This window comes from Candidatus Nitrososphaera sp. 86-2, assembly GCF_056726185.1.
This window is the reverse complement of sequence record NZ_JBWZON010000001.1, coordinates 754,424-780,785: the sequence shown is the minus strand read 5'-3', so window position 1 is coordinate 780,785 and position 26,362 is coordinate 754,424. Positions and strand designations below refer to the sequence as shown.

General features: G+C 53.3%; 36 protein-coding genes and 1 tRNA gene. 19 read left to right on the top strand and 18 right to left on the bottom strand.

From position 1 onward, the window contains the following. Positions 1-105 precede the first annotated feature (105 nt). Together purL and purQ are read right to left on the bottom strand one after the other, a co-directional pair. Complete coding sequence (gene purL / locus ACYOR7_RS04695) at positions 106-2,280, bottom strand: phosphoribosylformylglycinamidine synthase subunit PurL (RefSeq protein WP_479913255.1); 2,175 nt, start codon at positions 2,278-2,280, stop codon at positions 106-108. Position 2,281: 1 nt separating this feature from the next. Further along, positions 2,282-2,983 (bottom strand): phosphoribosylformylglycinamidine synthase subunit PurQ, encoded by a 702-nt coding sequence (gene purQ / locus ACYOR7_RS04690; RefSeq protein WP_479913254.1) that lies wholly within the window; start codon positions 2,981-2,983, stop codon positions 2,282-2,284. A 125-nt stretch (positions 2,984-3,108) separates the two neighbouring features. On the opposite strand from purQ, the gene ACYOR7_RS04685 reads away from it, so the two are divergent. Continuing rightward, positions 3,109-3,573, top strand: coding sequence for a CBS domain-containing protein (locus ACYOR7_RS04685; RefSeq protein WP_294805703.1), 465 nt, complete (start codon positions 3,109-3,111; stop codon positions 3,571-3,573). Here ACYOR7_RS04685 and purS read toward each other — a convergent pair whose 3' ends face one another. Continuing rightward, the gene (purS, locus tag ACYOR7_RS04680; RefSeq protein WP_294805704.1) at positions 3,574-3,855 is read right to left on the bottom strand and encodes a phosphoribosylformylglycinamidine synthase subunit PurS; all 282 of its coding nucleotides are present in this window, start codon (positions 3,853-3,855) and stop codon (positions 3,574-3,576) included. A gap of 102 nt (positions 3,856-3,957) precedes the next feature. On the opposite strand from purS, the gene ACYOR7_RS04675 reads away from it, so the two are divergent. Beyond that, complete coding sequence (locus ACYOR7_RS04675; RefSeq protein ID WP_479913253.1) at positions 3,958-4,464, top strand: nitroreductase family protein; 507 nt, start codon at positions 3,958-3,960, stop codon at positions 4,462-4,464. A 39-nt stretch (positions 4,465-4,503) separates the two neighbouring features. Here the strand turns inward: ACYOR7_RS04675 and ACYOR7_RS04670 are convergent, their stop codons facing one another. Next, on the bottom strand, positions 4,504-4,605 hold the full coding sequence (locus ACYOR7_RS04670) for a hypothetical protein (protein ID WP_366137598.1): 102 nt from the start codon (positions 4,603-4,605) through the stop codon (positions 4,504-4,506). Then, positions 4,577-4,888, bottom strand: coding sequence for a hypothetical protein (locus tag ACYOR7_RS04665; RefSeq protein ID WP_294805706.1), 312 nt, complete (start codon positions 4,886-4,888; stop codon positions 4,577-4,579). The genes ACYOR7_RS04670 and ACYOR7_RS04665 overlap by 29 nt, the downstream gene beginning before the upstream one ends. Positions 4,889-5,604: 716 nt before the next feature. Here ACYOR7_RS04665 and ACYOR7_RS04660 point away from each other — a divergent pair. Further along, positions 5,605-5,678, top strand: a tRNA-Thr gene (locus ACYOR7_RS04660). Between the two features lie 10 nt (positions 5,679-5,688). Here ACYOR7_RS04660 and ACYOR7_RS04655 read toward each other — a convergent pair. Together ACYOR7_RS04655 and ACYOR7_RS04650 are read right to left on the bottom strand one after the other, a co-directional pair. Next, positions 5,689-6,441, bottom strand: a complete 753-nt coding sequence (locus tag ACYOR7_RS04655) for an ABC transporter permease (RefSeq protein WP_479913252.1) — start codon at positions 6,439-6,441, stop codon at positions 5,689-5,691. Beyond that, positions 6,438-7,355, bottom strand: a complete 918-nt coding sequence (locus tag ACYOR7_RS04650; RefSeq protein ID WP_479913251.1) for an ABC transporter ATP-binding protein — start codon at positions 7,353-7,355, stop codon at positions 6,438-6,440. Before ACYOR7_RS04650 ends, ACYOR7_RS04655 begins: the two co-directional genes overlap by 4 nt. Positions 7,356-7,618: 263 nt before the next feature. Here ACYOR7_RS04650 and ACYOR7_RS04645 point away from each other — a divergent pair, with 263 nt between their 5' ends. Further along, a complete protein-coding gene (locus tag ACYOR7_RS04645; RefSeq protein ID WP_294805709.1) occupies positions 7,619-7,942 on the top strand; it encodes a hypothetical protein in 324 nt (107 codons plus the stop codon). 44 nt (positions 7,943-7,986) lie between these two features. Next, on the top strand, positions 7,987-9,240 hold the full coding sequence (locus ACYOR7_RS04640; protein ID WP_294805710.1) for a M50 family metallopeptidase: 1,254 nt from the start codon (positions 7,987-7,989) through the stop codon (positions 9,238-9,240). Positions 9,241-9,283: 43 nt separating this feature from the next. On the opposite strand, the gene ACYOR7_RS04635 is transcribed toward ACYOR7_RS04640, so the two are convergent. Continuing rightward, positions 9,284-9,706 carry an ester cyclase gene (locus ACYOR7_RS04635; RefSeq protein WP_294805711.1) on the bottom strand — a complete coding sequence of 141 codons (423 nt, stop codon included), beginning with the start codon at positions 9,704-9,706 and terminating at the stop codon, positions 9,284-9,286. A 30-nt stretch (positions 9,707-9,736) separates the two neighbouring features. Here ACYOR7_RS04635 and ACYOR7_RS04630 point away from each other — a divergent pair, with 30 nt between their 5' ends. The 8 genes from ACYOR7_RS04630 to ACYOR7_RS04595 all read left to right on the top strand — a co-directional run bounded on the left by ACYOR7_RS04630 (position 9,737) and on the right by ACYOR7_RS04595 (position 15,448). Continuing rightward, complete coding sequence (locus ACYOR7_RS04630; RefSeq protein WP_294805712.1) at positions 9,737-9,949, top strand: hypothetical protein; 213 nt, start codon at positions 9,737-9,739, stop codon at positions 9,947-9,949. 330 nt (positions 9,950-10,279) lie between these two features. Continuing rightward, positions 10,280-10,948 carry a class I SAM-dependent methyltransferase gene (locus ACYOR7_RS04625; RefSeq protein ID WP_479913250.1) on the top strand — a complete coding sequence of 223 codons (669 nt, stop codon included), beginning with the start codon at positions 10,280-10,282 and terminating at the stop codon, positions 10,946-10,948. A 383-nt stretch (positions 10,949-11,331) separates the two neighbouring features. Beyond that, on the top strand, positions 11,332-11,649 hold the full coding sequence (locus ACYOR7_RS04620; protein WP_294805714.1) for a hypothetical protein: 318 nt from the start codon (positions 11,332-11,334) through the stop codon (positions 11,647-11,649). Between the two features lie 53 nt (positions 11,650-11,702). Then, entirely contained in the window at positions 11,703-11,966 is a 264-nt protein-coding gene (locus ACYOR7_RS04615; RefSeq protein WP_479913249.1) for a hypothetical protein, read from the top strand. 63 nt (positions 11,967-12,029) lie between these two features. Further along, on the top strand, positions 12,030-12,293 hold the full coding sequence (locus ACYOR7_RS04610; protein WP_479913248.1) for a hypothetical protein: 264 nt from the start codon (positions 12,030-12,032) through the stop codon (positions 12,291-12,293). A gap of 204 nt (positions 12,294-12,497) precedes the next feature. Next, positions 12,498-14,582 (top strand): beta-CASP ribonuclease aCPSF1, encoded by a 2,085-nt coding sequence (locus ACYOR7_RS04605; protein WP_479913247.1) that lies wholly within the window; start codon positions 12,498-12,500, stop codon positions 14,580-14,582. A gap of 61 nt (positions 14,583-14,643) precedes the next feature. Further along, positions 14,644-14,784, top strand: a complete 141-nt coding sequence (locus tag ACYOR7_RS04600; protein ID WP_158385317.1) for a hypothetical protein — start codon at positions 14,644-14,646, stop codon at positions 14,782-14,784. 88 nt (positions 14,785-14,872) lie between these two features. Next, the gene (locus ACYOR7_RS04595) at positions 14,873-15,448 is read left to right on the top strand and encodes a hypothetical protein (protein WP_479913246.1); all 576 of its coding nucleotides are present in this window, start codon (positions 14,873-14,875) and stop codon (positions 15,446-15,448) included. A 69-nt stretch (positions 15,449-15,517) separates the two neighbouring features. Here ACYOR7_RS04595 and ACYOR7_RS04590 read toward each other — a convergent pair whose 3' ends face one another. Further along, on the bottom strand, positions 15,518-15,817 hold the full coding sequence (locus ACYOR7_RS04590; protein ID WP_294805842.1) for a stationary phase-response protein: 300 nt from the start codon (positions 15,815-15,817) through the stop codon (positions 15,518-15,520). 69 nt (positions 15,818-15,886) lie between these two features. Next, the gene (locus ACYOR7_RS04585; RefSeq protein ID WP_294805844.1) at positions 15,887-16,225 is read right to left on the bottom strand and encodes a hypothetical protein; all 339 of its coding nucleotides are present in this window, start codon (positions 16,223-16,225) and stop codon (positions 15,887-15,889) included. Positions 16,226-16,293: 68 nt separating this feature from the next. Here ACYOR7_RS04585 and ACYOR7_RS04580 point away from each other — a divergent pair, with 68 nt between their 5' ends. Continuing rightward, positions 16,294-16,497 carry a hypothetical protein gene (locus ACYOR7_RS04580; protein WP_479913245.1) on the top strand — a complete coding sequence of 68 codons (204 nt, stop codon included), beginning with the start codon at positions 16,294-16,296 and terminating at the stop codon, positions 16,495-16,497. 7 nt (positions 16,498-16,504) lie between these two features. Here ACYOR7_RS04580 and ACYOR7_RS04575 read toward each other — a convergent pair whose 3' ends face one another. The 3 genes from ACYOR7_RS04575 to ACYOR7_RS04565 are packed head-to-tail and all read right to left on the bottom strand — an operon-like array spanning position 16,505 to position 18,866. Beyond that, the gene (locus ACYOR7_RS04575; RefSeq protein ID WP_479913244.1) at positions 16,505-16,927 is read right to left on the bottom strand and encodes a universal stress protein; all 423 of its coding nucleotides are present in this window, start codon (positions 16,925-16,927) and stop codon (positions 16,505-16,507) included. Positions 16,928-16,957: 30 nt separating this feature from the next. Then, complete coding sequence (locus ACYOR7_RS04570; protein WP_479913243.1) at positions 16,958-17,995, bottom strand: sodium:calcium antiporter; 1,038 nt, start codon at positions 17,993-17,995, stop codon at positions 16,958-16,960. A gap of 37 nt (positions 17,996-18,032) precedes the next feature. Continuing rightward, complete coding sequence (locus ACYOR7_RS04565) at positions 18,033-18,866, bottom strand: class I SAM-dependent methyltransferase (RefSeq protein WP_294805851.1); 834 nt, start codon at positions 18,864-18,866, stop codon at positions 18,033-18,035. On the opposite strand from ACYOR7_RS04565, the gene ACYOR7_RS04560 reads away from it, so the two are divergent. From ACYOR7_RS04560 to ACYOR7_RS04545, 4 genes are all read left to right on the top strand, one after another. Then, entirely contained in the window at positions 18,841-19,068 is a 228-nt protein-coding gene (locus tag ACYOR7_RS04560) for a hypothetical protein (RefSeq protein WP_479913242.1), read from the top strand. The two genes, ACYOR7_RS04565 and ACYOR7_RS04560, sit on opposite strands and share 26 nt — an antisense overlap. A gap of 182 nt (positions 19,069-19,250) precedes the next feature. Then, positions 19,251-19,787 carry a hypothetical protein gene (locus ACYOR7_RS04555; RefSeq protein ID WP_294805855.1) on the top strand — a complete coding sequence of 179 codons (537 nt, stop codon included), beginning with the start codon at positions 19,251-19,253 and terminating at the stop codon, positions 19,785-19,787. Positions 19,788-19,928: 141 nt separating this feature from the next. Continuing rightward, positions 19,929-20,144 carry a hypothetical protein gene (locus ACYOR7_RS04550; RefSeq protein WP_294805857.1) on the top strand — a complete coding sequence of 72 codons (216 nt, stop codon included), beginning with the start codon at positions 19,929-19,931 and terminating at the stop codon, positions 20,142-20,144. Between the two features lie 137 nt (positions 20,145-20,281). Beyond that, positions 20,282-20,452 (top strand): hypothetical protein, encoded by a 171-nt coding sequence (locus tag ACYOR7_RS04545; protein ID WP_294805859.1) that lies wholly within the window; start codon positions 20,282-20,284, stop codon positions 20,450-20,452. Between the two features lie 55 nt (positions 20,453-20,507). Here the strand turns inward: ACYOR7_RS04545 and sucD are convergent, their stop codons facing one another. From sucD to thiC, 4 genes are all read right to left on the bottom strand, one after another. Continuing rightward, positions 20,508-21,422: a succinate--CoA ligase subunit alpha gene (sucD, locus tag ACYOR7_RS04540; protein ID WP_479914448.1), complete on the bottom strand. Its 915-nt coding sequence runs from the start codon at positions 21,420-21,422 to the stop codon at positions 20,508-20,510. 9 nt (positions 21,423-21,431) lie between these two features. Next, positions 21,432-22,538 carry a succinate--CoA ligase subunit beta gene (locus ACYOR7_RS04535; RefSeq protein ID WP_294805861.1) on the bottom strand — a complete coding sequence of 369 codons (1,107 nt, stop codon included), beginning with the start codon at positions 22,536-22,538 and terminating at the stop codon, positions 21,432-21,434. A 100-nt stretch (positions 22,539-22,638) separates the two neighbouring features. Continuing rightward, positions 22,639-23,931: a purine-cytosine permease family protein gene (locus ACYOR7_RS04530; protein ID WP_479913241.1), complete on the bottom strand. Its 1,293-nt coding sequence runs from the start codon at positions 23,929-23,931 to the stop codon at positions 22,639-22,641. Positions 23,932-23,976: 45 nt separating this feature from the next. Continuing rightward, entirely contained in the window at positions 23,977-25,323 is a 1,347-nt protein-coding gene (gene thiC / locus ACYOR7_RS04525; protein ID WP_479914447.1) for a phosphomethylpyrimidine synthase ThiC, read from the bottom strand. Positions 25,324-25,660: 337 nt separating this feature from the next. On the opposite strand from thiC, the gene ACYOR7_RS04520 reads away from it, so the two are divergent. Next, the gene (locus tag ACYOR7_RS04520) at positions 25,661-25,828 is read left to right on the top strand and encodes a hypothetical protein (protein WP_479913240.1); all 168 of its coding nucleotides are present in this window, start codon (positions 25,661-25,663) and stop codon (positions 25,826-25,828) included. Between the two features lie 186 nt (positions 25,829-26,014). Here ACYOR7_RS04520 and ACYOR7_RS04515 read toward each other — a convergent pair whose 3' ends face one another. Then, positions 26,015-26,293: a hypothetical protein gene (locus ACYOR7_RS04515; RefSeq protein ID WP_479913239.1), complete on the bottom strand. Its 279-nt coding sequence runs from the start codon at positions 26,291-26,293 to the stop codon at positions 26,015-26,017. Positions 26,294-26,362 lie beyond the last annotated feature (69 nt).

Below are 26,362 nucleotides of genomic sequence, written 5' to 3'. Positions count from 1 at the left end.
GTTGTTTTTCATCCCCCAAGCACAAGCAGGCCGAGCAAGACATGCTCATGACCGGCATTAAATGAACGTCATGCGTTAAAAAACGTATCTTGCTTCCTCTCATTTTCATTGTCCCATTATCTCCGCAAGCGACTCAAAGGCGCCTTCCAGCTTTGACAATGGCAGTGAGATCTTTATTTTCTTGCCCTGTACAAATTCTGCCTTGCTTCGGATAGACCTGCCAATCTGGGCAAACCTGACTCCTTCTGACTGCAGCAGCCGGGCAACCTGCTCGGGTTTGGTTGTGCCGATAAGGTAGCGCGAGTGCGACTCTGAAAACAGCAGGTCGTCAAGTCTGGTACATGTGCTCGGAACAGAGTCCAGTTGCACGCGAAAGCCGGTGTTTCCTGCGACTGCCATCTCTGCAAGCGCAACTGCAAGGCCGCCTTTGCTGCAGTCGTGGGCGCACGACGCAAGGCCATTCCGTATCAGCTTTAGCACGGCAGAGCCGTTTGCCTTGTCAGTCGCAAGGTCGACTGCCGGGAGCTGCCCGCCTGTTATGCCGTGTACGTATTCATAGTATTCAGAACCGCCCATCTCCGGGCGCGTCTCGCCTACCAAGAATATAGACTGGCCGGGGCCGAGCGCCGACTTGGTTATCCATTTTTCATCATCGATGAGCCCCAGCGTTCCCATCACGGGCGACGGCTTTATTGGCCCCTTGGCAGTCTCGTTGTAAAAGCTGACTTTGCCTCCTACCACGGGGACCTCCATAAAGTTGCAATAGTCGACTATGGCATTTACCGCCTGCGAAAAAGTCCAAAAGATTTCAGGGTCCTCCGGGCTTCCAAACTGCAGGTGGTCGACGACTCCCACCGGCTCGGCGCCGGTACAGATGACGTTTCGGAAACCCTCTGACAGGCAGCCGAGCGTCCCCTGGTACGGGTCAAGATAGCAGTGCTTCGAGTTGCCGTCCAGTTTCACAGCAGCGAACTTGCCATTGTCAAGACGCATCACGGCGGCATCCGCTGCGCCCGGCTTTGCCACGGTGCGCACACCCACCTCATGGTCGTACTGCTGGTAGACCCACCTCTTGCTTGCAATTGTCGGGTTTGAGAGAAGCATGAGCAGAGTCTTGCCGAGACTTGCCGGCACTTTTGGAGCGCGCACCTTCTTGAGCTGGTCAAGGTACGCCGGCCTCCTTGCGGCCCTGTCGGCAAGCGGCGCGTGTGCGACGAGACTTGAAGGCATATTTGCCACCACGGAATCATTGTGCGTGATTACAAGATCCTGATGCCCCTCTGCCCTGCCGAGTATCGAGTACCTGATCTCGTACTTGTCGAGTATCGACTGCAGCCGAGGCATCTTTTCTGCGTCTGTGACGTAGAGCATACGCTCCTGCGACTCTGATATCATCAGTTCCGCCGGCGTCATCCCGGTCTCCTTTGCGTTTACCTTTGACAGCTCGATCTTAAAGCCGCGGCCAAGGCTGTCAGAGGTCTCTGAAAGGCAGCACGAAAGCCCGCCACCGCCCAAGTCCTTTATCGCCTTGACACACCCTTGCTGCACGGCCTCCATCGTCGCTTCCAGCAACAATTTCTCTAGGAACGGGTCGGGTATCTGCACCGCCGAGCGGTTCTCGGCCTCCAGCGCGCGTGAAGCAAACGACGCGCCGTGTATCCCGTCCCTGCCAGTAGAGCCTCCGGCAAGCACGATATAGTCGCCGGCCTCTGCGCGGTTTGAAATGACGCCCTCCTTTCTGCCGTGGCCAATGGACGCGACGTCGACCAGGCAATAGTCCTCAAACGACGGGTCGAACTCTATTTCACCTCCCACCGTCGGTATGCCGATGCAGTTTCCATAGTCCGCTATGCCCTTGACCACGTTCTTGAACAGCCACTTTGACTTTGGGACGGACCTGCCCTTGCCGTCTATGGGCGCAAAACGCAGCGCGTCAAGCACCGCTATCGGGCGCGTGCCCATCGACATGATGTCCCTGATGACGCCTCCGACGCCCGTGGCGGCGCCCCCAAAGGGCTCTACTGCCGATGGGTGGTTGTGGCTTTCAATGTGAACGGTGAGCACATAGCCGTCGCCGACGTCAAGGACGCCGGCGTCATAGCCCGGGCCGACCAGGACGCGCCTGCCCTTTGTGGGCAGGAGGCGCAGAAATTTCTTTGACGACTTGTACGAGCAGTGCTCCGACCACTCGGCACCGACGATGTCCTGCTCGACCTCGTTTGCCTTTCTCTTTAATTTGCCCTCAAGGTAGGCCAGTTCTTGCTCTGTAAGTACGCCCACTCTATGCAACCGCCCTTTGCTCTTTTTCTTTTTGAAGGTAGCCGGCAAGCGACCTGAAAACCGTGATTGCGTCGTTTGCGCCCGTGGCGGAAAGCAGGCTCTCGCTTGCCCTCTCGGGGTGGGGCATCATTCCCATAACGTTTCCCTGCTCGTTGCATATAGCCGCTATCAGGTCGGTAGAGCCATTCGGGTCGTCGTTTGAATACTGCAATACTATCTGATTCTTTTTCTTTAATTCTTTCAAAATAGCAGCATCGGCAACATAGCGCCCCTCGCCGTGCGCGACAGGTATGTCAAACGCCTGTTTTCTGGCAAACTGGCCTGTAAAAGGCGTCCTGTTATTCTCTACCCGGACTTTTGTCCAACGGCAGACAAAGCGTAGCGAGTCGTTCATCATGAGCGCGCCCGGCAAAAGTCCCGATTCTACGAGTATCTGAAAGCCGTTGCAGATGCCAAGCACAGGCGTGCCGTCCTTGGCCATCCTCTTTACTTCCTGAACTATCGGGCTGTGCGCGGCGATGATTCCGGCGCGCAGCCTGTCGCCAAATGCAAAGCCGCCGGGGATTATCATGGCGTCATAGCCGGAGATGCGGTCCTTTGTGTGCCAGATAAAGTCGGCCTGAATCCCGACAACCTTGTTCAGGACGTGGTGGACGTCGCGGTCGCAGTTGCTTCCGGGGAAAACGGCGATGCCGATCTTCATTCTTGTATTCTTTAAAAAAGACTCGTCGCTGCTCGTATTAATATCTTGAGGGGAGTCCCGGGACAGAGACTCTATATGTCACGCCACGGCAAGGATTAAATTTTCAGCCTTCCAATGTAGCGCTCGTGGTAGCCGGCGTAGTCCGCGACATCATGACAAAGGAGATAGTCACTATCGACGCCGACAGGAGCGCCCTTGAAGCGGCAAAACTGATGACCGAGCGGGGCATCAGCTCGGTTTTCATTGTCAACAAGGACGGAAACCCGATCGGCATCGTAAGCGAGCGTGATTTCATAAAAAAGATCTGCGCCAAGGAGCTTGTCATATCGCAGGTCAAAGTCGGCGACATCATGTCGAAAATCCTGACGACGGCGGGACCAGATACCGCAATCGAAGTCGCGGTGCAGCGCATGGTAAATCACAAGATTCGCAGGCTACCAATAATGGAAGGGAACAAGGTCGTCGGAATAATCACGGTCACAGACCTCGCCAAGCACCTGCGCACGACGCTGTTGCTTGAAGGCGCGCTACGCGATACTGAAAGCATCGACGACGTGATAGCGACGATGGGCCACGACGAAAAGCACTAGCTAGTCTGCCTTTTGCGCCTTTATGGTGCAGTTGCTGACTATGGGATTGAATATGCGCAGCTCCTCGCAGAGCTTTTGCACGGTCTTTTCGGCCTCTTTTTCCGAGCCGGCGCTTACCATCATCTTTAGCATTTTGGCGGCCCTGACGCCCTTGACGTCCGAATAGCCGCCCTTTACCACAAGGTCGCGGTGGATGGTCTCGCCTTCCGGGTCGTTGATGTAGGGCTTGTTTTCTATTATGACCTGCACCAAGAATTTGTGGTTGCTGCTAGCTCGCGCCATTGCCTGCCTGTAATGCCGGCGGTAATTTAAATACTCTCAAGCACTCTCGACAGGACACAAAAGCTTTATGAAATTTGGAGCCGCACCAGTTATGATTGAGACATGGACATTTTTGACGGCATTGCAACAAAACTTGACGTACGGCAATACAGCCCGCAAGACGTTGCTTCGGAAATAAAGCAGAGCGTCCTTGAAGCCGCGCGGCTGACTGGGACCGGCCTTAACACCCAGCACTGGCGGTTCCTCATGGTAGAAGGCAAGGACCGCCTCGCGACGCTTGCAGAGGACAGCACGAGTGGGCAGTGGGTTGCAGGAGCAAATTTCGCAGTCATCGTCCTGACGAACCCCGATTACAAGTTCCACATGATAGACGCAGGAAGGGTGCTCCAGAACATGCAGCTTGCGGCATGGAATCACGGCGTAGCGTCAGGGATTTTCACAGGAGTAAAGGACGAAAAACTGCGCAAGGATTTTGGGATTCCGAAAGAGCTGAACGCCACAGTCGTCATCGGCTTTGGATATCCCGCCAAGAAACTGGCAGGCAAAAAGAGTCGCGTGCCTCTGAACGAGCTAGTATATTACGGAAGATACGGCAACACTGCTGCCTGACTGTTATTATTATTATTAGCAGATTGGCTCTTCCTTTTTTTAGGATGTCACTTGTGCAACAACAAACTCACAGTGTTCAGAGCCGGAGCCGATGCACTGGCTCTCCAAGCAATTATGATGGCCACCAAACAATCCGTCCATTACGCCTGCGATTATGCCTGAAAAAAAAGAAGCAACTTGGGTTGCCGGTCTCGCTTTTGGCAGCGCGTGCAAAGAAATTGTTGAACACCTTTACGATGACATTTTTAGGCGGCAGTAGCTCTTGTTCTCTTACGCTCTTTTCAAGGTCGGGCGCTTCAAAGCGTCCCCAGCCTGCCATCAAACCGTAATATTCCAGCAACTTGACTGCAGCCGCGGCGTCCTTGGTAAGGGACTTGCTCTGATTGCCAACTTCCCATCCGTAGCTAAGGCCGAGCTGGTACATTATGAGGGGGCCAGAATCCCTTGAGAGGTCAAGAAGCTCTGCGCGAATCCTGAACCAGAACCTTTCGTTGATTATAATTGCCCTGCAGTTAAAGACAGAGTCATGTATGTTATGCGACTCGTTGTCAAGATTAAAGTAAGGATTTGAATTGAGGTTATGATTACGCTGGTGGTGGCGATTATGATTATGATGATGCGAATTAGACTTTTCTTCCTCAGTTGTTCCCGCGCTCGCCCGCCTTCCTCTTTATTTTTACAGCAGTTGGTTATAAGCATATTTCCTACCTTTTGTGATTCTAAAAACATATTTTCTTGATTTTGTTAGTTTATGATACATAAAGCAAAGAATTAACAAAGTTTGCGCTTACGTCTTATCGCTTGTGTATGTATGTACGTATCCCGATGAGAACATGCGAGAAGAGGAGCAAGTTGCTGCAGCAGCATATCAGGCGCATCTCTGCGGCGGCATACGAGTTAGTAAAGACTTACATTTCTGAAAAACATTGTCGCAGTGTCTCTCCTCCAAAAACTGTCTTGGCAGATGGCGAGGTTCTTTTGAAAAGATGCCAGACAATAGCACACAACTCAAAACCATCCATAACCGCGCCATCCATCTTTTTTTACAAATAATCGAGCGCAAAAAGAAGCAGTTTATGTCGACCTTCGAGACTCACAAAGCTATTAATTATGTTCTGAAATTGCCCTAACGTAAGTAGTGGTCACGTAGCTCAGCCTGGCAGAGCGGCTGACTTGTAATCAGCAGGTCGTGGGTCCAAATCCCACCGTGACCTTTTTTCCCTGTCATGCTTCCCGCCAGATTGCCTTTGTCTTTGCCAGAGTCACAAACCCCACCAGGTACGCGACCTGCACCGCAAATCCCAGACCAAGCGACCAGTCTGAGGGAGTGGGCAGACCCATGATGCTCTGGAACATCAGTGACGCGTGCGTCGTCGGCACCACGTACGACAGGTAGCGCAGGCTGTCGCTTGGCAGGTTTGTGACTGGGTAGAATATCGGAGGAAGCACTGCAAGCACCACGTTTACAAACGATATGACCTGCGTCGCGTTGCGCATGTGAAGCATGTGCGATGACAAAAAGAAGCCCATCGCAGACATTGAGCTCCACAGAAGCACAATAGTCGCTACCAAAAGTGGCATCGCGGCAAGTGGCGCTCCAAAATACACCACGAGTGCGGCAAGGACGGTCAGAGCCGGCAGGCCGAACAGAAGTTCTGAAAGCGCAAGGCCCATCATGTACGTCAGGGGCGAAACTGGCGAAGCCACAAAGATGTCTTGTATCTTGTACTCTGTCTTGTAGAACGAGATGTCCTGCCCTAGCGCAAGGCCGTAGCCGACGAGGGCCATGACGAGACTCCCGGCAACCGCGTAGTGCGTGTACTGGCCGTTGCTGACTACAAACAGCACGAACAGGAGCGAGAACGGGCTTATTGCGGTAAAGACAAGCGACATCGGGTTTCTCTGCAGCCACAGGATGCCGGTAGAGTATGCAATCAGGCACGCCTGCCGGACTGGGAGCATCATGGCGTTGCTCATTCTTCCTCTTCTGCCTCCTTGCCGACAAGGAACACAAAGACGTCGTCGAGCGTGACTGGCGAAACGGTGAACGGCAGGTTCCGGCGCATCGCAAGTTCCGACAGATCGCGTACTGCAGACTCGTATGCAAACACGCGCAGCATGCCGGCTCCCGTGTCCACCACCGAGCCGTACGTCTTTAGCGCGTCGCTGTCGAGCCCATCCTTGGCAATGTCAACCCGCGTGTTGTGTGGTAGGACTTTGCGCAATTCCTGTATCGTTCCTTGCGCGATTATCGACCCGTTGTCCACAATCACGATATGGTCAGAGAGCATCTCTGCCTCGTCCATGTAGTGGGTAGTCAAGAGTATCGACCGGCCCTTTGCCTTCCAGTCCTTAATCGCCGACCAGACCTGTCTTCTCGACACCGGGTCAAGGCCGATTGTAGGCTCGTCGAGGAACAACAGTTGCGTGTCAACGGCCATCGCCATCGCAACCAGTATCTTTTGCTTCATGCCGCCGGACAGGTTCATCGCTGGCCTGTCCCGGGCGTCCCATAGTTCCAGCTTGCGCAAAAACTCCTCAGTCTTTTCCCTCGCAGACGCCTTGCTCTCGCCCCTTATCTGCAGCCAGTTGTAGACGTGGTCCCACGGCGTCAGGGCGCGCAGCGGCCTGCCCTCCTGCGGCACGATAGACACCAGATTGCGTACCTCCTTTGCCTGCTTTACCACGTCGTAGCCGAGCACCTTTATCGAGCCGGAGGTCGGCATGAGCTGAGTCGCGCACATCCTCACAAACGTGGTCTTGCCCGCGCCGTTTCTGCCGAGCAGTGTAAAGACCCTGCCCGACTCTACCTTCAAAGACACTTCAGAGAGCGCAGGGCGGCTGGACCCCTTGTACACCTTTGTAACGCGCTCGGCCTCTATCGCAAGCACAGCAATGGATGATATACGCTGCTCTTATCTAGAGGTTTTGACCCTAGAGCCGGCCAATAGACAGGTTATCGACGAGACTTTTAAGCAAAGGCGTGAAAAGATGTCTCTGTCAGGACCAACTACTGACACATATCATCTGCCCTACGTAGAAAAGAAGACCAGACCAATCCCCGGGATGCCCCTGTCACGCCCTGGCAGGGTGCCTCCTGGCTTCTTTGTCGATATACAAATAAGCCCCGATTTCCCAACTAGTACCACACAAAATGAAACGAGAGTTTGTAGTAGCCCGCATTGAAGCTTCCACGGATGGCAGCCCGTACGTATATGTCACGTTCAACGACCCAAAGGACTACAAGCCCGACAGGCCGATGAGCCCCTTTGGCCAGAACACCATGGCGTTTTCCTCAATAGAGGACATGATGAAGAACATGCCAAAGGTGATGGCAAGTATGCCCGGCATGTTGGGAGGCGGCCTGACCGACACCCCGATCATAAAAGCCAGCATGAAGGAGTATCAGGACATGGGGATAAAGGTGGGCGACAAGGTCACGATCGAGGTACAGAAGGTAGAATCTTCAGGCGTCTGAGCGAACCCTTAATTTAAATACGCATTCAGCGGTATACCTGCTGTTTGGAAAAACAAGAGCGTAAGGTGCGCGCAGAGGTCAAGCTGCCACTCATACTAATCCACACCCCCTTTGGTCTGGATTTCTTTGACAGGGTGGCAAAGATGCCCGGCGCAAAGGCGTGGGCCAAGGTAAACACGTACTTTATGCCCCTGATAACCGTCCTTGCGATTTTCCTCATTATAGGCTCGCTTGCGGTGCTCTTTGCAAACTCTGAAGCAAGGGCAGGCATCCGCGGCGTCGGTCCGCAGGCAAACCTGCTCATACCGGGCCTCAACCCGTACCTGCCCATAACGTACGGGTGGGCGGCGCTTGTAATAACAATCATAATCCACGAAGCCGGCCACGGCATCGTCGCTCGGGTATACAACATACGCGTGGACTCGACTGGGCTCGTGCTGTTGCTCGGCATACCGATAGGCGCGTTTGTCAACATTGAAAGGGACGAGCTTGCCAGGGCGACCCTCAAGCAAAAGAGCGCGGTTTTGACTGCCGGCCCTCTCAACAACATGATACTTGCAGCCGCATGTCTCGTCGCGCTTTTCCTGGTAATGTCCACCCTCACTCCGCTCCCGCCGGCTCCCGGCGAGCCCCGGTTCGGCATAGCGGTAGTCAGTGTCAGCCCCGGCTCGCTTGCCCAGTCTATAGGACTACCGCAGGGCGCAGTCATACAGGAGGTAGCAGGCCAGCAGGTAAAGCAGCTTGAGGACCTTGGAAACGTCCTGAGGGCAAACCTGGGCAAGACCATAGACATCACGTGGGTCGAAAGGACAGGCGTCAACAACAATAATGCTGCCGCTCCCACGACGGTGACAAAGTCAGTGACGCTTCCCGACTCTGTCGAGCCGGGCAAGGGCATCTTGGGCGTCGGCGTGACGATACTTACTCCTGATGCCGGCGCGGTCCTGGAAAGGTACAAGGGCGCGTTCAGCTCAAACCCGCTTGCGATACTCCTTCCGCCGACGATACAGGAAGGAATAGTTCCGTACTCTGACCTGATGACGCCAAAGTACGAATCGTCTATCGGCCCGGTGTGGTCGCCGCTTGCAAACATGCTGTTCTGGCTGTGGTTCGTCAACTTTAACGTGGGCATATTCAACGCGCTACCTATTGGCCCGCTCGACGGTGGCCAGCTTTACAGCTCGCTCATCGAAAAGAAGGTCAAGTCGCAGGTGCTTGCCAGAAACGCCGCCATGATGCTCACGATAGTGATGGTGGCAATCGTAGCGGCGTCGATACTGCTGCCGTACGTGATTTAGAGAGAGAAAGAAAGACGTACGGAAAGCAGCTGCAGGGATCAACCTAGATTCTGGGAGAAAACGGCGAGGTAACTTGGGCCATTCCCGATCTGTCCACTACATCCCAGTGCTCTGCAATCCTGCCGTCCTCAATCCTGTACAGGTCGGCAGATCTTGTGGTAACTCTTTTGCCTGTTTGCTTGCTAGTAGCAGTCGTAGTCAGCATGACAAACACTCTGTCATCTTCAGCAACAATATGGTCTATTGTCGTGTGCGAATCTGGGAATTCCTGAAAGAATCTTTGCCGGTGTTCTTTAAAGCTCTCTACTCTCATCACATTTTGATTATTCCTTATCGGGTTTTGTCCAAAGTACTTGTCAGCGCCTGCAACGTCGTGTCTGTTCAACGTATCCTCGATAAAGTCGCGCACAAGCTGCTTGTTCTTTTCCAACAACTCTGATGGTTGATGAGCTGCCGCTTTGCTCATGCCAATCTTTAGAAATCAAAGCTATTAACTTTGGCAGTTTTTTCCAACCAAGCTGGCAAGCATGACATCACCACATTTTTCATAGATAAAAGTAACCACAAGGCAGTAGCAATCGACGCGCAAAAGGTCGTCATTTCGCACACCGCGTTTGCAGAAGAACTAATGAAAAGTTCTGCTGCAGAGCTGGTGGTTCTCGCAGAGTACTGCATGTTTGCGTCTGTGAGAGAATCTGATAAAAGGTAAAATGCACGTTTCGCCTATCCTGAAACAACTAATGCGGATAGAATTCTTGGTTGTGGCTGTAGCCGCGTTTGTATTCTTTCTATTGTTTGCCCCAGTCGTACCCTTGATGCACAGCCAGCCTTCGAATGCCCCCCGCCGTCAGCACCATTGGCCTTCTCGGGGTCAATAACACGGGCTACCCTACAGGTAGGGCTGGAAATTAACGGCCTTGGAGCGCCAAGTTTCAGGGCATAGCTTTGCATCTTTATCAGCAGCATGTACGCGACAGGGTTTGAAAACTCGAAAAGATAAGAAACAGCGAGTTCACCCTTAACATGCGGCAGTGACAGCATGAAAGGCGACAATGATAGCTCCTCGTTCTCTGATGTTGCGGAGAAGTCTGCAAGCTACTATGATAGAAATGCCCAGAGCTATTCGGAGAGCAATCAAAATCCGGCAGACTTTATAGATGAATTTCTGGAATACTTGCAGAATGGCAATGGCAAAGTCGTCCTTGACCTCGGCAGCGGGCCGGGCGTCAACGCAGGATACATGCATTCAAGGGACTTGCAAGTCATCGGGATAGACCTGTCCGAAAAGATGGTCGAGTATGCAAAAAGCAGGTATCCCAATATTGAATTTCGATTAGGTGACATGACAAAGCTGCCATTTCCAGCCAGCAGCTTTGACGGCATACTTGCTTCGTATTCCTTGATACACCTGACAAAAGACGCGGTTGCTTCGGTATTGGCAAGACTCTATGAAATCCTAAGGCCGGGCGGGATAATCTATCTGTCCGTCCAGTCTGGCAATTCCACGCAAGGATTTTTTTCTCACCCTTTGATTCCAGGTGATCAGGTATTCCTCAACATATTCGCCAAAGAAGAGATTTTTGGTTTACTATCAAAAAATGGGTTTGAAATAGTCTCCCAGCATGAAAAGCTGCCCCAGGGCAAGGTATTCAATTTTACAAAACTGTTCATAATTGCCAGAAAACCAGAGCCTTTGCAAAGAACTTGAGCAACAAACTAGCAGTAAAAGAAGATAGGTAACTATTTTCCAAAGAATTGAAATACATCCGCCGCTAACTAATGCATTGCCATGCAGGACGACAAGGCGACTACGCGTTTTCATTTACGCTTGTATGTCTTGCTATGGTGCTATGGCATCAATGTGTCAGCAATCCGGCTTTCCAATCCATCGGATAGCGAACTTTTGGATTTCGTAGAGAGGATAACGATTCTTCTCAAGAAACACAGGAATCAGGTGCTGCCAAGTCTGGTCCTGATTCCATCAGGACTGATAAACAATTTGAATTATCTTGCCGCGTAACGATAAGGCGTTTGAGTCTCTGTCCTTTCAATGGGATCAGACGTTGACAGATTATGTTTTTTAACATACGCGTGAATCAGGCCATAGGAGACCAGACACCAGCAGAGGCAGCGAGCATCAACCTGAATTTGAAAGAAAACAAGACGGAATCGCTAATGAGGCAAGCAGCAGTTCATGCAAAAGACGAGATAGTTAGCCCGGTTGTAAAGGGTCTAGGTGTTAGAATCCACAAGGTAACAGTCCTGAATGAAAAAGACTGCATCAAGGTCAGGCAGAAAGGCTGGCTGGACAAGAAGGACGGGGTAGAAATTCACGACATTCTGAGAGTACAGGGTTTTAGCTGGCTGGCAAACGGTAAGGATAGCTGTTGGATTAAGATGCGAGTCTAGAACAATTTTCGTGAATTATATTAAGATGGTTCATTATCTGCAATTCGGGATTTATGATGATTGCAGACATGCTGGCTATACAAGAAGCGTTTTCTGTCATATCTATTAGCGACCGAAAGACAATTCTCGCTTTTGTTTCTACGTATGTTATTTTCCTGATAGCATATGTGGCAATATTCTATGATAGTGGCGAAACACCACTAACATATTTTGGAACCCTTGTCACGATTAGTTCCGTTTGGCTGACAGTCTATATCGCAATTTGGGCGTATCAGGTCGAAAATCAGAAGAGAATACAGCAGGAAGCTGAGAATTAATACTACAGGCAAAATCTGATACACGATCTACATGCCTTATTTTCGATTTTACTTTTCCCTAAGGTGGACATTGAGACTGTCTTCGGGTTTTGCGCAGATATTCAGATGCTTAATCTTAATCCCTATGTCCCACCTCACATCAAGACAAAAGTTAGCATGATAATTAGGACTGCTCAAAAAGCAGGTATGAGTGAAAGCATCATTACTGAAGTTGCCCGAAGAATTGATGATTTGCTAGATACTGAATACATCAATCAAGCAAAAGAAGCGCACGTGATTAGATGGATTCAAGAGATTAGGAATAGTACCGCCAAGGTAAAGAAGTAAGAAACGCCCTCCTTTCGACAATATCGCCCGCCCTTCGACAGCAGGCAAAAACGAAGGAATCGCCCTTGATCTCGACAGAACTAAAGAGCAGTATGCTTTTATATCTGCAAGGTGGAGTTACGCATGACTTATAGCTGGCTTGTGCCGAGGCATTTTCTACAGCACAATACTTGGCATAGCCGGATGAAATAATGAGGCAAGAACTTGGAAAAAAACGAAGTAGAGAAATTTGAGGAAAAGCAGGCGCATACCCAGCGAAGGCCATGGCAGGAACAGAGAAGGCCGGCGCAGGCAGAGGCCACCGCTCACGTGGCCAAGGTCACGACAGAGAGCGAGGACGAGGTAGCCAAGATAATACTGCAATCGATACCGGCGGACTCGCAGATAACAAACGTCAGGTTCGAGGGCCCCAACATCGCGCTCTACACGAAAAACCCCAAGTTTGCGCTCACCGAACTGACGTACTACCTTTCTTCCCTTTCAAAGAGCCTGAAAAAGAGGTTCATAATACGCACCGACCCGTCCGTGCGCCTGCAAGAAGACGCCACGCGGCAGGCGGTGGTGAAACTGCTGCCAAAGGACGTGCAGGTGTCGGCCGTGTTTTGCGATGACGCGACCGGCGAAGTGGTCCTTGAGGTGAGCAGGCCGGAGGCAATAGACCCGGCGATGATAGTAGAAATTGCCAAGTCCACGGGCTGGATAGCCCACACGAGGCGCTCGCCGCACATACCATCTACCAGCATCAACACGATACATTCAACGTTAAAGAACTCTGCAAGGGAGCGCTCTGATTTCCTGCAAAAGCTCGGCAGGAGGCTGTTCCGTGGCTCGCTCGTAGTCGGCAACGTGTCAGAGAACGGAAACGGCAGGAGCGAGCCGTCAGACTTTACGCCAAGGCCCCAGCTTTCCCAGAACCGCGAAGAGGTGATGCTGTTCTGCCTTGGGGGAGTAAAGCAGGTGGGACGCTCGTGCTTTATCGTAGTCACGCCAGAGAGCAAGGTCATGCTTGACTGCGGCATAAACCCGGGCGAGATGTCTGGCCTTGATGCGTACCCGAGGATAGACTGGCTCAACTTTAATCTGGACGACCTTGATGCAGTTGTAATTAGCCACGCCCACATCGACCACCAGGGGTTCCTGCCGGCGCTCTTCAAGTACGGCTACAAGGGGCCGGTGTACTGCACCGAGCCGACGCTTCCGCTGATGACGCTTCTCCAGATGGACTCGGTCAAGATTGCAAACTCTAACGGCACGTACCTGCCGTACGAGGCAAGAGATGTCCACGAAGTGATAAAGCGCACGATAACGCTTCCGTACGGCAAGCCGACCGACATTTCGCCGGATATCACAGTCACGCTGAACAACGCCGGCCACATCATGGGAAGTGCCACGGTGCACCTGAACATCTCTGGCGCGCACAACATACTCTACTCTGGCGACTACAAGTATGCACGGACGCAGCTGCTCGACAGCGCCGTGGCGACGTACCCAAGAGTCGAGACGCTCATAACAGAAAGCACGTACGGCAACTCCTCGGACGTGATGCCGGACCAGGCGTTCGTGTACAGGACGTTTTCCGAGTCGATAAACAAGGTGCTGTCGGAGGGAGGCAAGGTGCTGATACCCGTGCCAGCTGTCGGCAGGGCGCAGGAGATAATGCTGGTGATGGCAAAGGAGATGAGCGAGGGCAGGCTCGTCGAATCACCAATATACATCGAGGGCATGATATCAGAGGCAAGCGCGATACACATGTCGTACGCGCACTACTTGGGGGCAGACGTGCGCAGGTCAGTCTCGCAGGGCATAAACCCGTTCACGTCAGAGTATTTCACGGTCATAAGCGGAGGCAAGCGCGAAGAGGCGATAAACGACCAGAACCCGGCGATAATCATGGCGACTTCGGGTATGCTCGAAGGCGGCCCGTCCGTCGAGTATTTCAAGGAACTTGCGCCAAACCCCAAGAACAAGATAATCTTTGTGTCGTACCAGATTAACGGCACGCTTGGCAGGCGCGTCCTTGACGGCAACGTGTCGGAAGTGAGCATGATGGACAAGTCGGGGAAGGTCAAGGTGGTGCCCGTAAGGTGCCAGACGCAGAAAATCGACGGCTTTTCCGGCCACAGCGACTTTAACCAGATAATGAACTTTGTGGCCAAAGTCAAGCCAAAGCGCGTGCTCGTGAACCACGGCGAGCGGACAAAGTCAGAAAACGTCGCAAGCGCGATATACTCCAGGCTAAAGATACGCTCCGGCGTCCCGGACAACCGCGAAATTGTCCGCCTGCGGTAAAAAACTCTCCACAGCGTTTTTTACCCCGTATATACAATAGTGTGTGCTGGTGTAAAGTCCGATGGCCATTAGGTACAGGTGCGTCAATTGCAACATTGTTTTGTCAGGCGAGGGGGCCTCCAGGCACTACCTTGCAAACCCGACGCACAAGCTCGAAAAACTGCCGCCGCCTCCAAAACCGGTGAAAAGCCCCACTAGGTAGCATATTACTGCACACACCGGCTGTTGGAAATATATATTATAGAACCACTCGCAGCCGAGCTTTTATAACACGATTTGGCGCGTTATACATGACAGCAGCAGCAAAGCGTGCAGGCAAGCCAGAGGCTGCATTTGGCGAGGAATTTGACCCGGAAAAGGCAGCCGAGGCGGTAAAAGAAGCAGCAGGCAAGGTACGCGACGCTTCTCGCACAGTCAAGGAGGCAGTGAGCACGTTTAACGAGAGCGGCGCCATATCTGACGCGGCAGAAGCCGGACGCGATGCGGCGTTTGCGATGCGCGACACGACGCGCAGCATCAGGAACACTGCAGAGGACATACAAAAGAGCCGAGTCATCGAAGACACTGCCGGCGCCGTAGAGCAGACAGCGTCTGCGGCAAGAGAGACAGCAGAGCTGGCAGGCAGTATGCCGAGGCGGGTCGCAAAAGCGGCGCCGAAAACGACAAGGGCGGCAAAGAAAGGGGCCAGAGTTATCAAAAAGCAGAGCAGAACGACAGTGCGCTATATGAAAAGGATAACCAGAAAAGAAGGCGCAAAGGCGGACCAGAAAATCCGCGGGGCAAAGAAGCACGCCAGGTCGGCGTCAAAGGGCATGAGGGCCAAGGCAAACGTGGCAAAAAGCAAGGGCAAGAACAGAAGAAGATAGAGGCCGTCTGCAGCAGGAGCCGTAAGGAGAGACTCGCCGCATATACCACAAGGTGAAGAGAAAGTTATTTTATTCCCGGATGCTTTCCAGCGTCGACACTACCTGCCACAGCATGGTGCGTATGTGCGACTGCATCTGCGGGCTCTGGGTCGCGCTGTCAAGCAGGCTTATGGCATTTGCCGCGCGGACTGACACGCTTCCCGATTTTTCGTCCTTGAGCGCCATCAGGACTTCCTTTATCATGTTGCGGATACTCTTTTGCACGTCGTTATTCTTTGTAATCGCGTCAAGCGTATCGACGGCGCGCGCAAGGCGCTCTTGGTTCTCTTTTTCCTTCTGCCCCTTCTTTGTTGATGATGAAGATGTCATCCGTGTTCCCACCAGTCGCCGAGCGTTCAATAGCCTTGCGGTTGCTTTTGAATGTTTTTATCGTCAAAATCAGTATTCGGAGGCGGCCTGCTCGGCCTGTCTCGCAAGTTCCTCCACGTGCCTCGTGCCCTTGTCGGTCAGTGAAAATATCTGCGCGTCGCCGTCCTCCATGCCGTCGGGCAGGCTCGACCTGACGTAGCCCTTTGAAATCAGGTCCTTGAGCGCCACGCGAAGGAGCATCTCGAAATACCCCTTGTTGATGCTATAGTTGTACTCGTTCTCGGCCTTTTGCGGCGTCAGCCACATCCTCATCTGGCCAAGCGACGCACCTTCAGAGCCCCGCGTCAGGTTTGACAGTATTGCCCTTGCGGCAGGCTCGATTTCCATGCCGCAAGTGTACGTGGCCATCTCATAAATGGCTTTTGCCGCACATGCATACGCATCTATTTTTATACCGCCGGCAGGCTCTAACGTACGTGGCTCAGGCGGCAGAAAAGCTGCGGTGCAACGTCTGCGACGTGGCAGTCGACGTGGCAAGTGCTAAAGAGCACTCGGCAAGTGCGGAGCACGCCCTGCGAAAGCAAAAGCTGGAAGGCGACTTGAAAGAGACTGCTGCCAGAAAATACGGCCAGGACAGTTCAGTAGTTGTCCAGTGGGCTGCAAGCATATACACTGACTGACTAGCTATTATTTCACGATTAGGACTGAGCACTTGGCCTTGTGCAGGACTGTGTTCGATGTGCTCCCAAGAACCATCTCCTTCAGTTTGCCGTGGCCCCTGCTCCCCATCGCTATCAGGTCAAAACCCCCTTTTTCAGAAAACGCGACGATGCTTGCGGCAGGCTCGCCTTCGAGGATAGCAGTCTCTATTGCAAACCCGAGCTTTTCCGCGACGGCCCTGCACTCGTCGAGCACCATTGCAGACTCGCTCCGGTATTTTGCCATAGCGTCGTTGAGCACCTTCTGGGACCCTACGTACACTGTCGGAGGAGTTTCTATGACTTGCACTGCAGTCACGCTTGCGCCTGTCCCCTTGGCAATCAAAACCGCCTGCTCAAAGGCTTTTGCCGAGTAGGTAGAGCCGTCGACCGGCGCCAGGATCTTGTGCACGCCTTGGATTACTTGCCGCGCTATTTTACCCTAGTGGAGAGTCAGGTCCTGCGGGAGCATGAACTGGATAGCGAGGCTGACTGCGTACAGGATTGCAAGGATTATGCCTATCTTTAGGCCGATCTCTTTTTTGAACATCATGGCGACGGCGCCAATTGTCATCACCGTGACCAGTATCATCTGGTATTCAAGGAGCGGGTTTGCTTTGATATGGGCAAAGAACCCGCCGTGGTACATTGCGCCAAACACCGCGACTGCAAGCAAGAGCGTGTTGTTCAGTATCTTTGAGCCAAGCACGTTTGCGACTGCTATGGAAGCTCCTGCCGCGCCCTTTCGTGCAAGCAGTATCATGGATATTTTCTCGGGCATCTCGCCTGCTATCGGGCTGATGATTACTGCAAGGACTATGACTGACACGCCGCTGTCTATCGAAAACCCCTGGAGCGAGTGGATAAACGGCTCGGCGCCGACGAATATCCCCGCTGTTCCGGCCGCAAACGCAAGGGCGGCTTTTGCCATCTGCTTGTTGCTCACCGGGTGAGTCTCGACTGCAACCACGTGGTGGTTCCCAAGCTGGCTCTCTACCCGGGCCTTTTGCTTCTCCTTCTTCATCTCCCACAGCGCCATCACGAGGTACGCCGCAAACATGCCGGCAAAGATGAACCCGTCGATATAGTCATAGCCGTCCAAAAAGAGCGCGGCGCTCACCACCGCCGTTACCAGCAGGAATATCTTGTCCAGCTTGAACGTTGAAACGTCGATGCCCCTAAGCGGCGCCTTTGACAGGCGCGTGGTGGCTACGATAAGCATGATTGCAAGGCCGAGCGTCATCATGAGCAGGTTGCTTCCAAGGCCGGCGCCGATTGCCGTGCCGTACGAGCCGGCGGCGGCCGCATAAACGACGATTGCGATCTCCGGGAGCGTGGTTGCGACGCTCAAAAGGGTGCGCCCGACGAACTTGGCCCCATACCTCATAGACAGGTGCTCTGCGCCGTACGACAGGACCCAGCTGGCAAGCGTGAGTTCGCCAAGCCACAGAAGCATCATGAGAAGGTTATTCTCGGCCAAAGAACAGTAGTTCTCATACTAGTGGAGGCAATATAAATCACGGAGCGGTTCTCTTCTTTGTAAAGACGTACGGCGTGTCGTGGACCTGCTCTGCAGTCCAGTGCGTCGGAAGCGTCACCACTTTTTCCACCTGCAGGCCATAGTCGCCTATCACTTTTCCCCATCCCCATTTTGAAAGGTCCCTTGCGTACTTTCTCAGCGAGTGGCTGCCCATGAAAGCAAAGCCTGCCGCGTGTTTGAGCTCCGGCACGGCAAGTATCCGCGCTATTGCGCTGTTGGCAAGCATCTCGCCCATCTCCGGCAGGCCGGAGATAAAGAATACAGGCGCACTCAGCCCAAGGGAACGGTAGTCAAATTTCGTCGCGTCGGCGCCCCTTGCGTCAAACTCTACGCCCGTCGCAGAAGCAATCTGCTCCTGCAGCATCACCAGGTTTTCGTCTATCTCTATCCCATGCGCCCCAAGCCCGGCCACCTTGGCGCAGTAGGCAATCCTCCCGTCGCCTGAGCCAATATCCACCACCTGCGAAAAGCCCAGCCTCTTTGAGGCAAGGGCCAGGGCGTACGCCGATAGTATCCAGGTCGGGTAGAACGGCTGGTAGCCAGAGTCGTGCTTGATGCTCCCAAGCCAGTACTCGTTGATGTCCCCTTCGTACACCCTGCACGGGACGCCGAGGAACTGCGAGTCGTGCCACTTGAAGTATATCGGGTTGTTCCTTGCAAAATTATGGAGTGCTGCAAGCGCGTTTTGTTCTATTGGCAGAAGGTCCGAAGGTGCGAGCGGTATTGCCTCGTGCATGGGGCTCGTGCCTGTAAAGTTCTTGGCAAAGTCGGCCTTGAGCCTCACTATGCCGTCTGCAAGCCTGTCGTCCATATCAGTACACAGACTCCGCGCTGGGCCGCAGGCCGCGCTTGAAGCTCTTGCGGCCGCACTCTCTGCACTTGTAGAGCCTGCGGCGCTTGTAGGTGTATATTGCGTCCGGCTCCTCGACGACCTCGTGGACAGTCCGACTCATGCACCTGTCGCAAAAGCGGCGCTCCTCCTGCTGCACGCACACAGTAGCGCTATTCTGTAATTTTAATACATATGGGCGTCAAAAGCAGAAAACTGGCAGAAATAATACAGGGAATTTGCAAGGCGTGTGTGTGCACTCGCGCCATTTCAAAGGCTGTGCAGCACGCGTAGAAAAAAAGAGCATGATCGCCTGCGCTGAAATTTTAATATGTGCACCTAGCTGAAAAATAAAAGAAGAAAAAGATGGCGACCGTATACACGGAGCTTTTCCAGAAGGAATGCGAGAACAGGTTTGGAGTGACCCGCGACGCTGTACGCGACGCCATTTCGCAGCCGGAAAAAGAGCAGCGCCTCGCGTCGCAGGGGCTGACCCTCATCCTGTACAGCGCAAAGATCCCCGGCTCTGACGACCATCTCGTAGTCAGCTCGCACGTGCAGGGCACGGACCTCATGGTCGACCTTGCCTTCCGGCTGAAAAAAGAGCTGGTCGACGAAGCGAAAACCACGCTTCCCTTCCCGCTCTTGCAGGCCCTTGCGCTCCGCTTCGGCCTGCCAGTCAAGATAGGAGACAGGGAGAGCAAGTTTGTCTACAACGAGGTGATACCGACGACAAGTCGCGATATCAAAAAGGTGCTTCGGATAAGCAACCCTGACGGCAGGCCGCTTGTCTCGTCGATGTGGGTCAGGATGCTTCAGAACAGCATGGGCTTTCTGGCCCAGTGCGCGCTCGTCTTTTGCATCGACTCGCAGGCTTATTCGTCGTGGCTTGAAAAGCGGTAAAAGAACCAGCTGCACAAAGGCAAGGCGTGAAATCATCTATAGACAGATTTTGCAGTTGCTGCTTTGGAAAAAGCAAGCAGAAACAAATTATGTAAAACCAGAATAAATTCTAAAGTCACACAAAGACGATAACGTACTACTTTGGCCAAAGCAAGCGATCCAAAAGAAGAGAGAGTACGCAAAAGGAGAGCCGCGTGGGCATACATAGTTGGCCTGTTTGCAGTCGTCTTTCTGTGGCGGTCCATATGGGACTGGTCCGAGATGTACTTCTCGTCGATAGGAAGTTTCATCGTGGGCCTGATTCTGATAGGAGTCGTCGCAGTGTTGCAGAGGGACCACGTCAAGGACCTGTTCTGACACACATATGGCGTTGCCGGGCCGCCATCCCTGTTGTTGCAATGGCTCTTGCCTTGCGTCTTTGGAGTGGCAACAACAACAAAAGTCCGTAACCTTCCATAACTAGCTTTTTATACAACTATTGACGAATGCATCCCGTGCACGATGCCAAACTCGTCCACATGCACTGGGATATTGTCAAGCTGTTGTCTCTCGGTGTCGACGAAAAGTTTCTGCAAGAGGCCAACCTCTCGCCCGAACAGGCAAGAGACCTGGTAAAGGGGCTTCTCTACCTCCGCGAGCGCTACGGCGACCAGATCGGCCAGTAGCAATAGTAGTAGTAATTTACCTCTCTAATTTAGAAAAAGAAAAAAAGATAAAGATTTACTTGCGCATCTTTTGCGCAAGCAGCTCGGGCACTTCTCCGGGGCGCTTTGCCACCGGCACCTCTGCCTTGGCATAGTTTGACACCTTCGAGTCGGCAGAGCCATAGTTGCCGTAGACTATTGCGCCTGCGTGGCCCATCCTCTTTTCCTTCGGCGCGGCCCTCCCTGCGATGTACGCCACGACCGGCTTGGAAAACGACGTCCTTATCAGGTACTCGGCAAGCTGCTCCTCCGCGTCGCCGCCTATCTCGCCGACTACCACGACAGAGTCGACGTCCTGCCTGTCGCGTATCAGGTCAAACGCCTCTATCAGGTTGGTGCCGTTTATCGGATCACCGCCGATGCCAAGCGCAAGCCTCTGCCCAAAGCCCCTGTTCGTCAGGTTGAAGGAGCACTCGTACATCAGTGTGCCACTCCTTGAAAACACGACCGTGTTGCCGGCCTTGAACGGCTGCGCGGGCATGATTCCCACCTTCATGACCTCCGGAACGATGACTCCAGGAGTGTTTGGGCCTACCATCCTTGCGCCCTTGCTCTTGGCGTATTCGAGAACCTTTATCGAGTCCCGGACGGGCACGTGCTCTGGTATTGCAACCAGCAGCTTTACGCCTGAATCGAGTGCCTCTATTGCGGCCGAAAGGAAGAACGGAGCAGGAACGAAGATGCCAGAGATCTGCGCGCCCGTCGCCTTGACCGCGTCGGCCATGTTGTTGTATACAGGTATCCCTTCAAACGTCTGGCCGCCCTTGCCCGGCGTGACCCCGCCGGCGACGTTGGTGCCGTACGCCTTCATGAGGCGCGTGTGCGTCGAGCCGTAGCTTCCAGTCATGCCCTGAATCACGACCGGCTTTTTGCCATAATCCTTGTCGCCCTTTTCGCCGACAAGTATCTTGAAAACGTCGAATTTCTCCATGACTGTCACCTACTTGTTCACCGCCGCGACTGCGGCCTGTATCGCTTCTTCGACCGTCGGGTACAGCTTTGCCTTGCTACCGTTGAGCATCTGTCTTGCCTTTTCCGACTCGGCGCCGGATATTCTCGCAAACACGGGCACCGCGATGATGTTGTTCTTGTACGCGTCGAGTATGGCCTGCGCTACTAGGTCAGTTCTGACAATTCCGCCAAAGAGGTTGACGAGGATTGCCTGCACGCGCTTTATCTTGCTGATGACCGTGAGCGCCTCGTAGATCGTCTCCGTCGTGGCGCGGCCTCCAAAGTCAAGGAATGTGCCTGCCTTGCCGCCGGCGTCAGAGACAAGGTCCAGAGTCGACATGACCAGTCCCGCGCCGTTGCCGATTATCGCGACGTTGCCGTCAAGCTCTACGAGCGAAAAGCCGCTCTCTTCGGCCTGCTTTTCAAGCTCGGAGACGTGCTCGTACTTCTTTAGCTCAGGGTGGCGGAACATGGCGTTGTCGTCGATTATCACCTTGGCGTCAAGGGCAAGCATCGAGCCGTCGCCAAGTATTGCCACAGGGTTTATCTCTGCCAGCTCGGCCTCTTTCTCTCCGGCCATCTTTGACAGTTTCGTCGCAAGGTCGACAAACGCCACTGCGGCGTTGCCTGTCAGGCCCAGCTTCCCGGCAGTGTCTTCTGCTACCTGTGGGCTGATGCCTCCTATCGGGACGTCGACTACCACCTTGTTTCCGGTGCTTTCAATCTCGACACCGCCCTCTGCTGACGCTATGAGCGAGTAGCAGCGCTTGCTCCTGTTCAAAAACAGCGAAAGGTACAGTTCTTTCTTGATGTCGGCCATCTCTTCAAGCAGGATGCCCCTTGGGAGCTCGCCTTTTACCTCCTTGTGCAAGAGTTCTGTGAATTTTGGCTCCAGCTCGGCCTCGGTCTTGCATTTGAGGATGGCGCCGGCCTTGCCCCTTCCACCCACGGTAAGCTGCGACTTTAGCACAAACGGATAACCAAGTTTCTTTGCCCCTTCTCTGGCCTCGCTCAAGTTGTTTGCCAGATGCGACCGGGGTATCCTTATTCCGAATTGGTCAAAAAGCTCCTTGCCCTGATATTCCAGTAACCGCATAGATAATGAGGTCAGCGATTTCCGTTATTTATAATTCTACTTTGCACTTGATGTTGCAAAATAAACATCAAAAGGCAACTGTCTGCATCGTTGCGAAGATCTATTTGGCAAGCTCAGCCTCTGGTTTTCGCATAAACCTCGTGATGGCAAGGTAGGCAAGAGAGGCTGCTGCAAGGCTTGGGATCGTGGCGCCTATCGCAGGCATTGACGGCACGTACAGGGGCGAAAGAGGCGACATGACAAAGTTGAGCAGCGTGCCAAGAGCCCACGCCGTTATCGCTGGCCATGCGATTCCCTTTTTGTTGTCGCCAAACATCATGCCCTCCGTGTACTTTTGGCGCTTGACAAGATAATAGTCGGCAAGCACCACGCCAAAGAGCGGCACGAATATTGCGCCTATCAGCAAAAGAAAGTTTTCATAGTCCTGTATTGTGACTACCGTCGCAAGCAGGGTGGATAGCGCGGTAAAGCCGATTATCAGGTGCTTTTGCGACAAATGCGGAAAGATGTTCTGCACCGACACGGCGGCAGAATAGAGGTCTGCAAACGCATTGTCTGCCTCGTCTACAAGCAGCAAGAGCATCAAAAAGCCAAAGAATATCGTCTGCATGGCCACAATTATCGCAAGCACGTCAAACGTGCCCAGCAACACCCCGCCAAAGTAGAACAGCGTGTTTGTGAGCGCAAAACCTACCAGGGTGGCCCAGAACGCAGTCCGGCTCTTTTTCGCAAACCGGTTATAGTCCGCGACAAGAGGCATCCACGATATCGGCATCGCAATCACGAGGTCAAGCGCGGTAAAGAAGGACATGCCCTTGCCGGGCGACGTAACGACGTGGTGCGCGCCCGGCGACATCAAGAGGGTCACTATGATTATGATGGACGTGCCGTAGGCTATCCACACGGCAAACTTGCCAAGCCACTGCCGCGCCACCGCAAGCGGGCCGGCGATTCCAAGAAGCGCCACTATGGCCCCAAACACGGCGGCCAGTACGGGATACGGGACTGCGTTGCCGGAAAGAAGCGCTGCCGCGCGGGCCATTATCATTATCTCAAATGTGGTCCATCCCACGAGTTGCATGACGTTGAGGACGGCAGGCAGGTACGAGCCCCGAATGCCAAAGGCGGGGCGCATACTGACAATCGAAGTCACGCCGTGGTCGCTTCCAATCTTGCCTGCAAGCGCAAGCAGTATCGACCCGCCGACAGAGCCGGCGATTATGGCAAGAGTCGCGTCGATGAAACTTGCCTCGGACAGAAAAGAGCCGGCGGAAAGCACGAGAAGGCCGACACCGAGGCTCGACCAGAGGATGAAAAAGTCAAGACCGCCCAGCTTGCGGCCTTTATCTGGCATCGGAGTTATGCCCCACTCTGGCGCCTTGATTATCTCCACGCAGAAAGGTGCGTGCGGCCTGAATTAAATGCTATTGCATCATTTCTAGACCTGCGCCGGTGAAGTCTCGGCAGGAGCTGCTGTTGCTTCTTCCGCCCGGGGCTTCCTCTGCTGCGGTAGTATTATGTACACGCACGCGGCTCCGCACATCGTGCACGGCACGCTGTTGCCCTCGTGCTGCCCTCCGCGATAGTGTATGCGCTCTGCCTCCTCAGGGTTTATCGAAAGCGCGATTTGCTTCTCCCAGTTGAGGGTGCGCCTTGCCTCCGTTATTTCGGCGTCCCATTTTATCGCCCGCTCCCTTATCTTGACAAGGTCGCCGGCGTGTGCCGCTATCCTGTACGCTATCAAGCCTTCTTTTACCTCCTCCTCAGTCGGCAGTCCAAGGTGCTCTGCCGGCGTAAGGTAGCACAAAAGGTCGACTCCTTCCGCCGCGGAAACTGCGGCGCCTATCGCGCTTGCGATGTGGTCATAGCCGGCAGCTATATCGGTTACAAGGGGCCCAAGGACATAGTAAGGGACGTCCCCCATGAGCGACTTGGCAAGCCTGACGTTTGCGGCCACCTCGTTCAGGGGCACGTGTCCGGGGCCTTCAATCATCACCTGCACGTCTTTAGCGTGCGCCCTCTTGGCAAGCCTTGCCACGTTTATCATCTCTGCCACCTGCAGTTCGTCGTGCGCGTCCAGTATAGAGCCGGGCCTCAGCGCATCGCCGAGGCTGAACGTGACGTCGTATTTCCTCGCTATTTCGCAGAGGTAGTCAAAGTGTTCAAAGTAAGGGTTCTCCTTCTCGTATTTCAGCATCCACGCGGCGGTTATCGTGCCTCCCTTTGAGACGATGCCCCCGTGCCTCTGCACTTCAAGCACGCGCTTGGCAAGCTCGTTCGTTATCCCCGAGTGGATGGTAGTGTAGTCGACGCCATCTTTGGCGTTCTTTTCAAATGCGTCGAGAAAGTCGTCCTCGGTTATGTTGAGCGGATTCTTGTACTTTTCCACGCCGTGCCAATACGCCTGGTACACCGGGACTGTGCCAAAGGTTATCGGCGCGGCTTCAAGGAGCGTCTTTCTTATCAGGTTCAAGTCGCCCCCGTCCGAGAGGTCCATTATCGTATCGGCGCCATGCTTGACTGCTACCTTGGCCTTTGACACTTCCTCGGCAAGGTCCTGGTGCAGAGTAGAGGTGCCGATGTTCACGTTCACCTTTGTTTTCAGGCCCCGGCCTATCCCTGTCACCTTGATCTTTTGCGGCCTAGCGTTGTTTTTCGGGATGATTATCGAGCCGCTTGCAACGCCCCTGACTATGAAATCAAGATCCACGCCCTCGTCCTTTGCCACCTGCTTCATTTCATCAGTTGCGACGCCACGTCTGGCACTGTTCATCTGGGTAGCCACCATAACTAGAATCGGAAAAAATACGCAGTGACAGGATATAAAGAATGTTCTACCTTGTTGCAGGTCTAAACAAAATTTAGCTTGCTGCTCTAAACTAGCTTGCCACTTGGATTAACAGAAAATCCCTGAAAAATACGGCATACATATGCAGGCAACAGCAGAGGAGCAGCAGCAAGAGCGGGCAGTATTTTGCGAAACCCACGGCAAGAAATGCAGGTTTGTTTCGCCGGGGGCAGCAAAGTGTGCCTGCTGCGGAAAACGCATCTGTCTGTGCAACTATGTCCTGTGAGCGGATAGACGGAATAAGTCATCTCTGTTATCCTGCCGTGAATTGACAATGGTAGCGCTTTCCATTAGGCCATGCTTTACGAGAAGCGGCGCCGGCGTCTCAACGGTCAGCGGGCAACAGGCGGACACGTTAAGCGCGCTACTCGACCGGGCGCAGGAAGTAGAAAGGCTATCATGTGTAGGCAAAAACAGCTTTTACCTGAATAACATAAACTAAACAACTGGAAATACGTTCCAGTTCACACGGTCATCAGCTGATATTATATTCAAGAGCACGACCAGCATCGAAGGATTCGTTTTAACCCCAAGTGAAATGAAGTCCAAGCCTGCCGTCCGCGTGATGGTGTGCGGCGGGCCGTAAACTCTTATCCGCTAGAATCTGGAACATTCTTAGTGCTTGCACTTAGCTGCCAATCGATATAGGATTGTCCAGATGCTCGACGTAGAATCCTAACAGGACTACAACGGCGCGAATTTCATCGTCTGATAGAAAACGCAAGGCGGAACTGTAACGACGCATCACATTGCGGCATTCTTCAATAGTCCTTAGTGATGTGTGATGATTGACACGATCCAACATGAAAACGCTGAAGGGCTTTGTAAATACGATGTCGTTCCTTTGTTTTTCTGCAACCTTGTTTACGACCAATTTTTCTATCAGACCATTCGCTACCCACGGCATCGGCCTCTCGATTAGATTTGCCAGCTTTTAACCTTGCATTACAGAAATTACCTCTCAATTTAACAGATG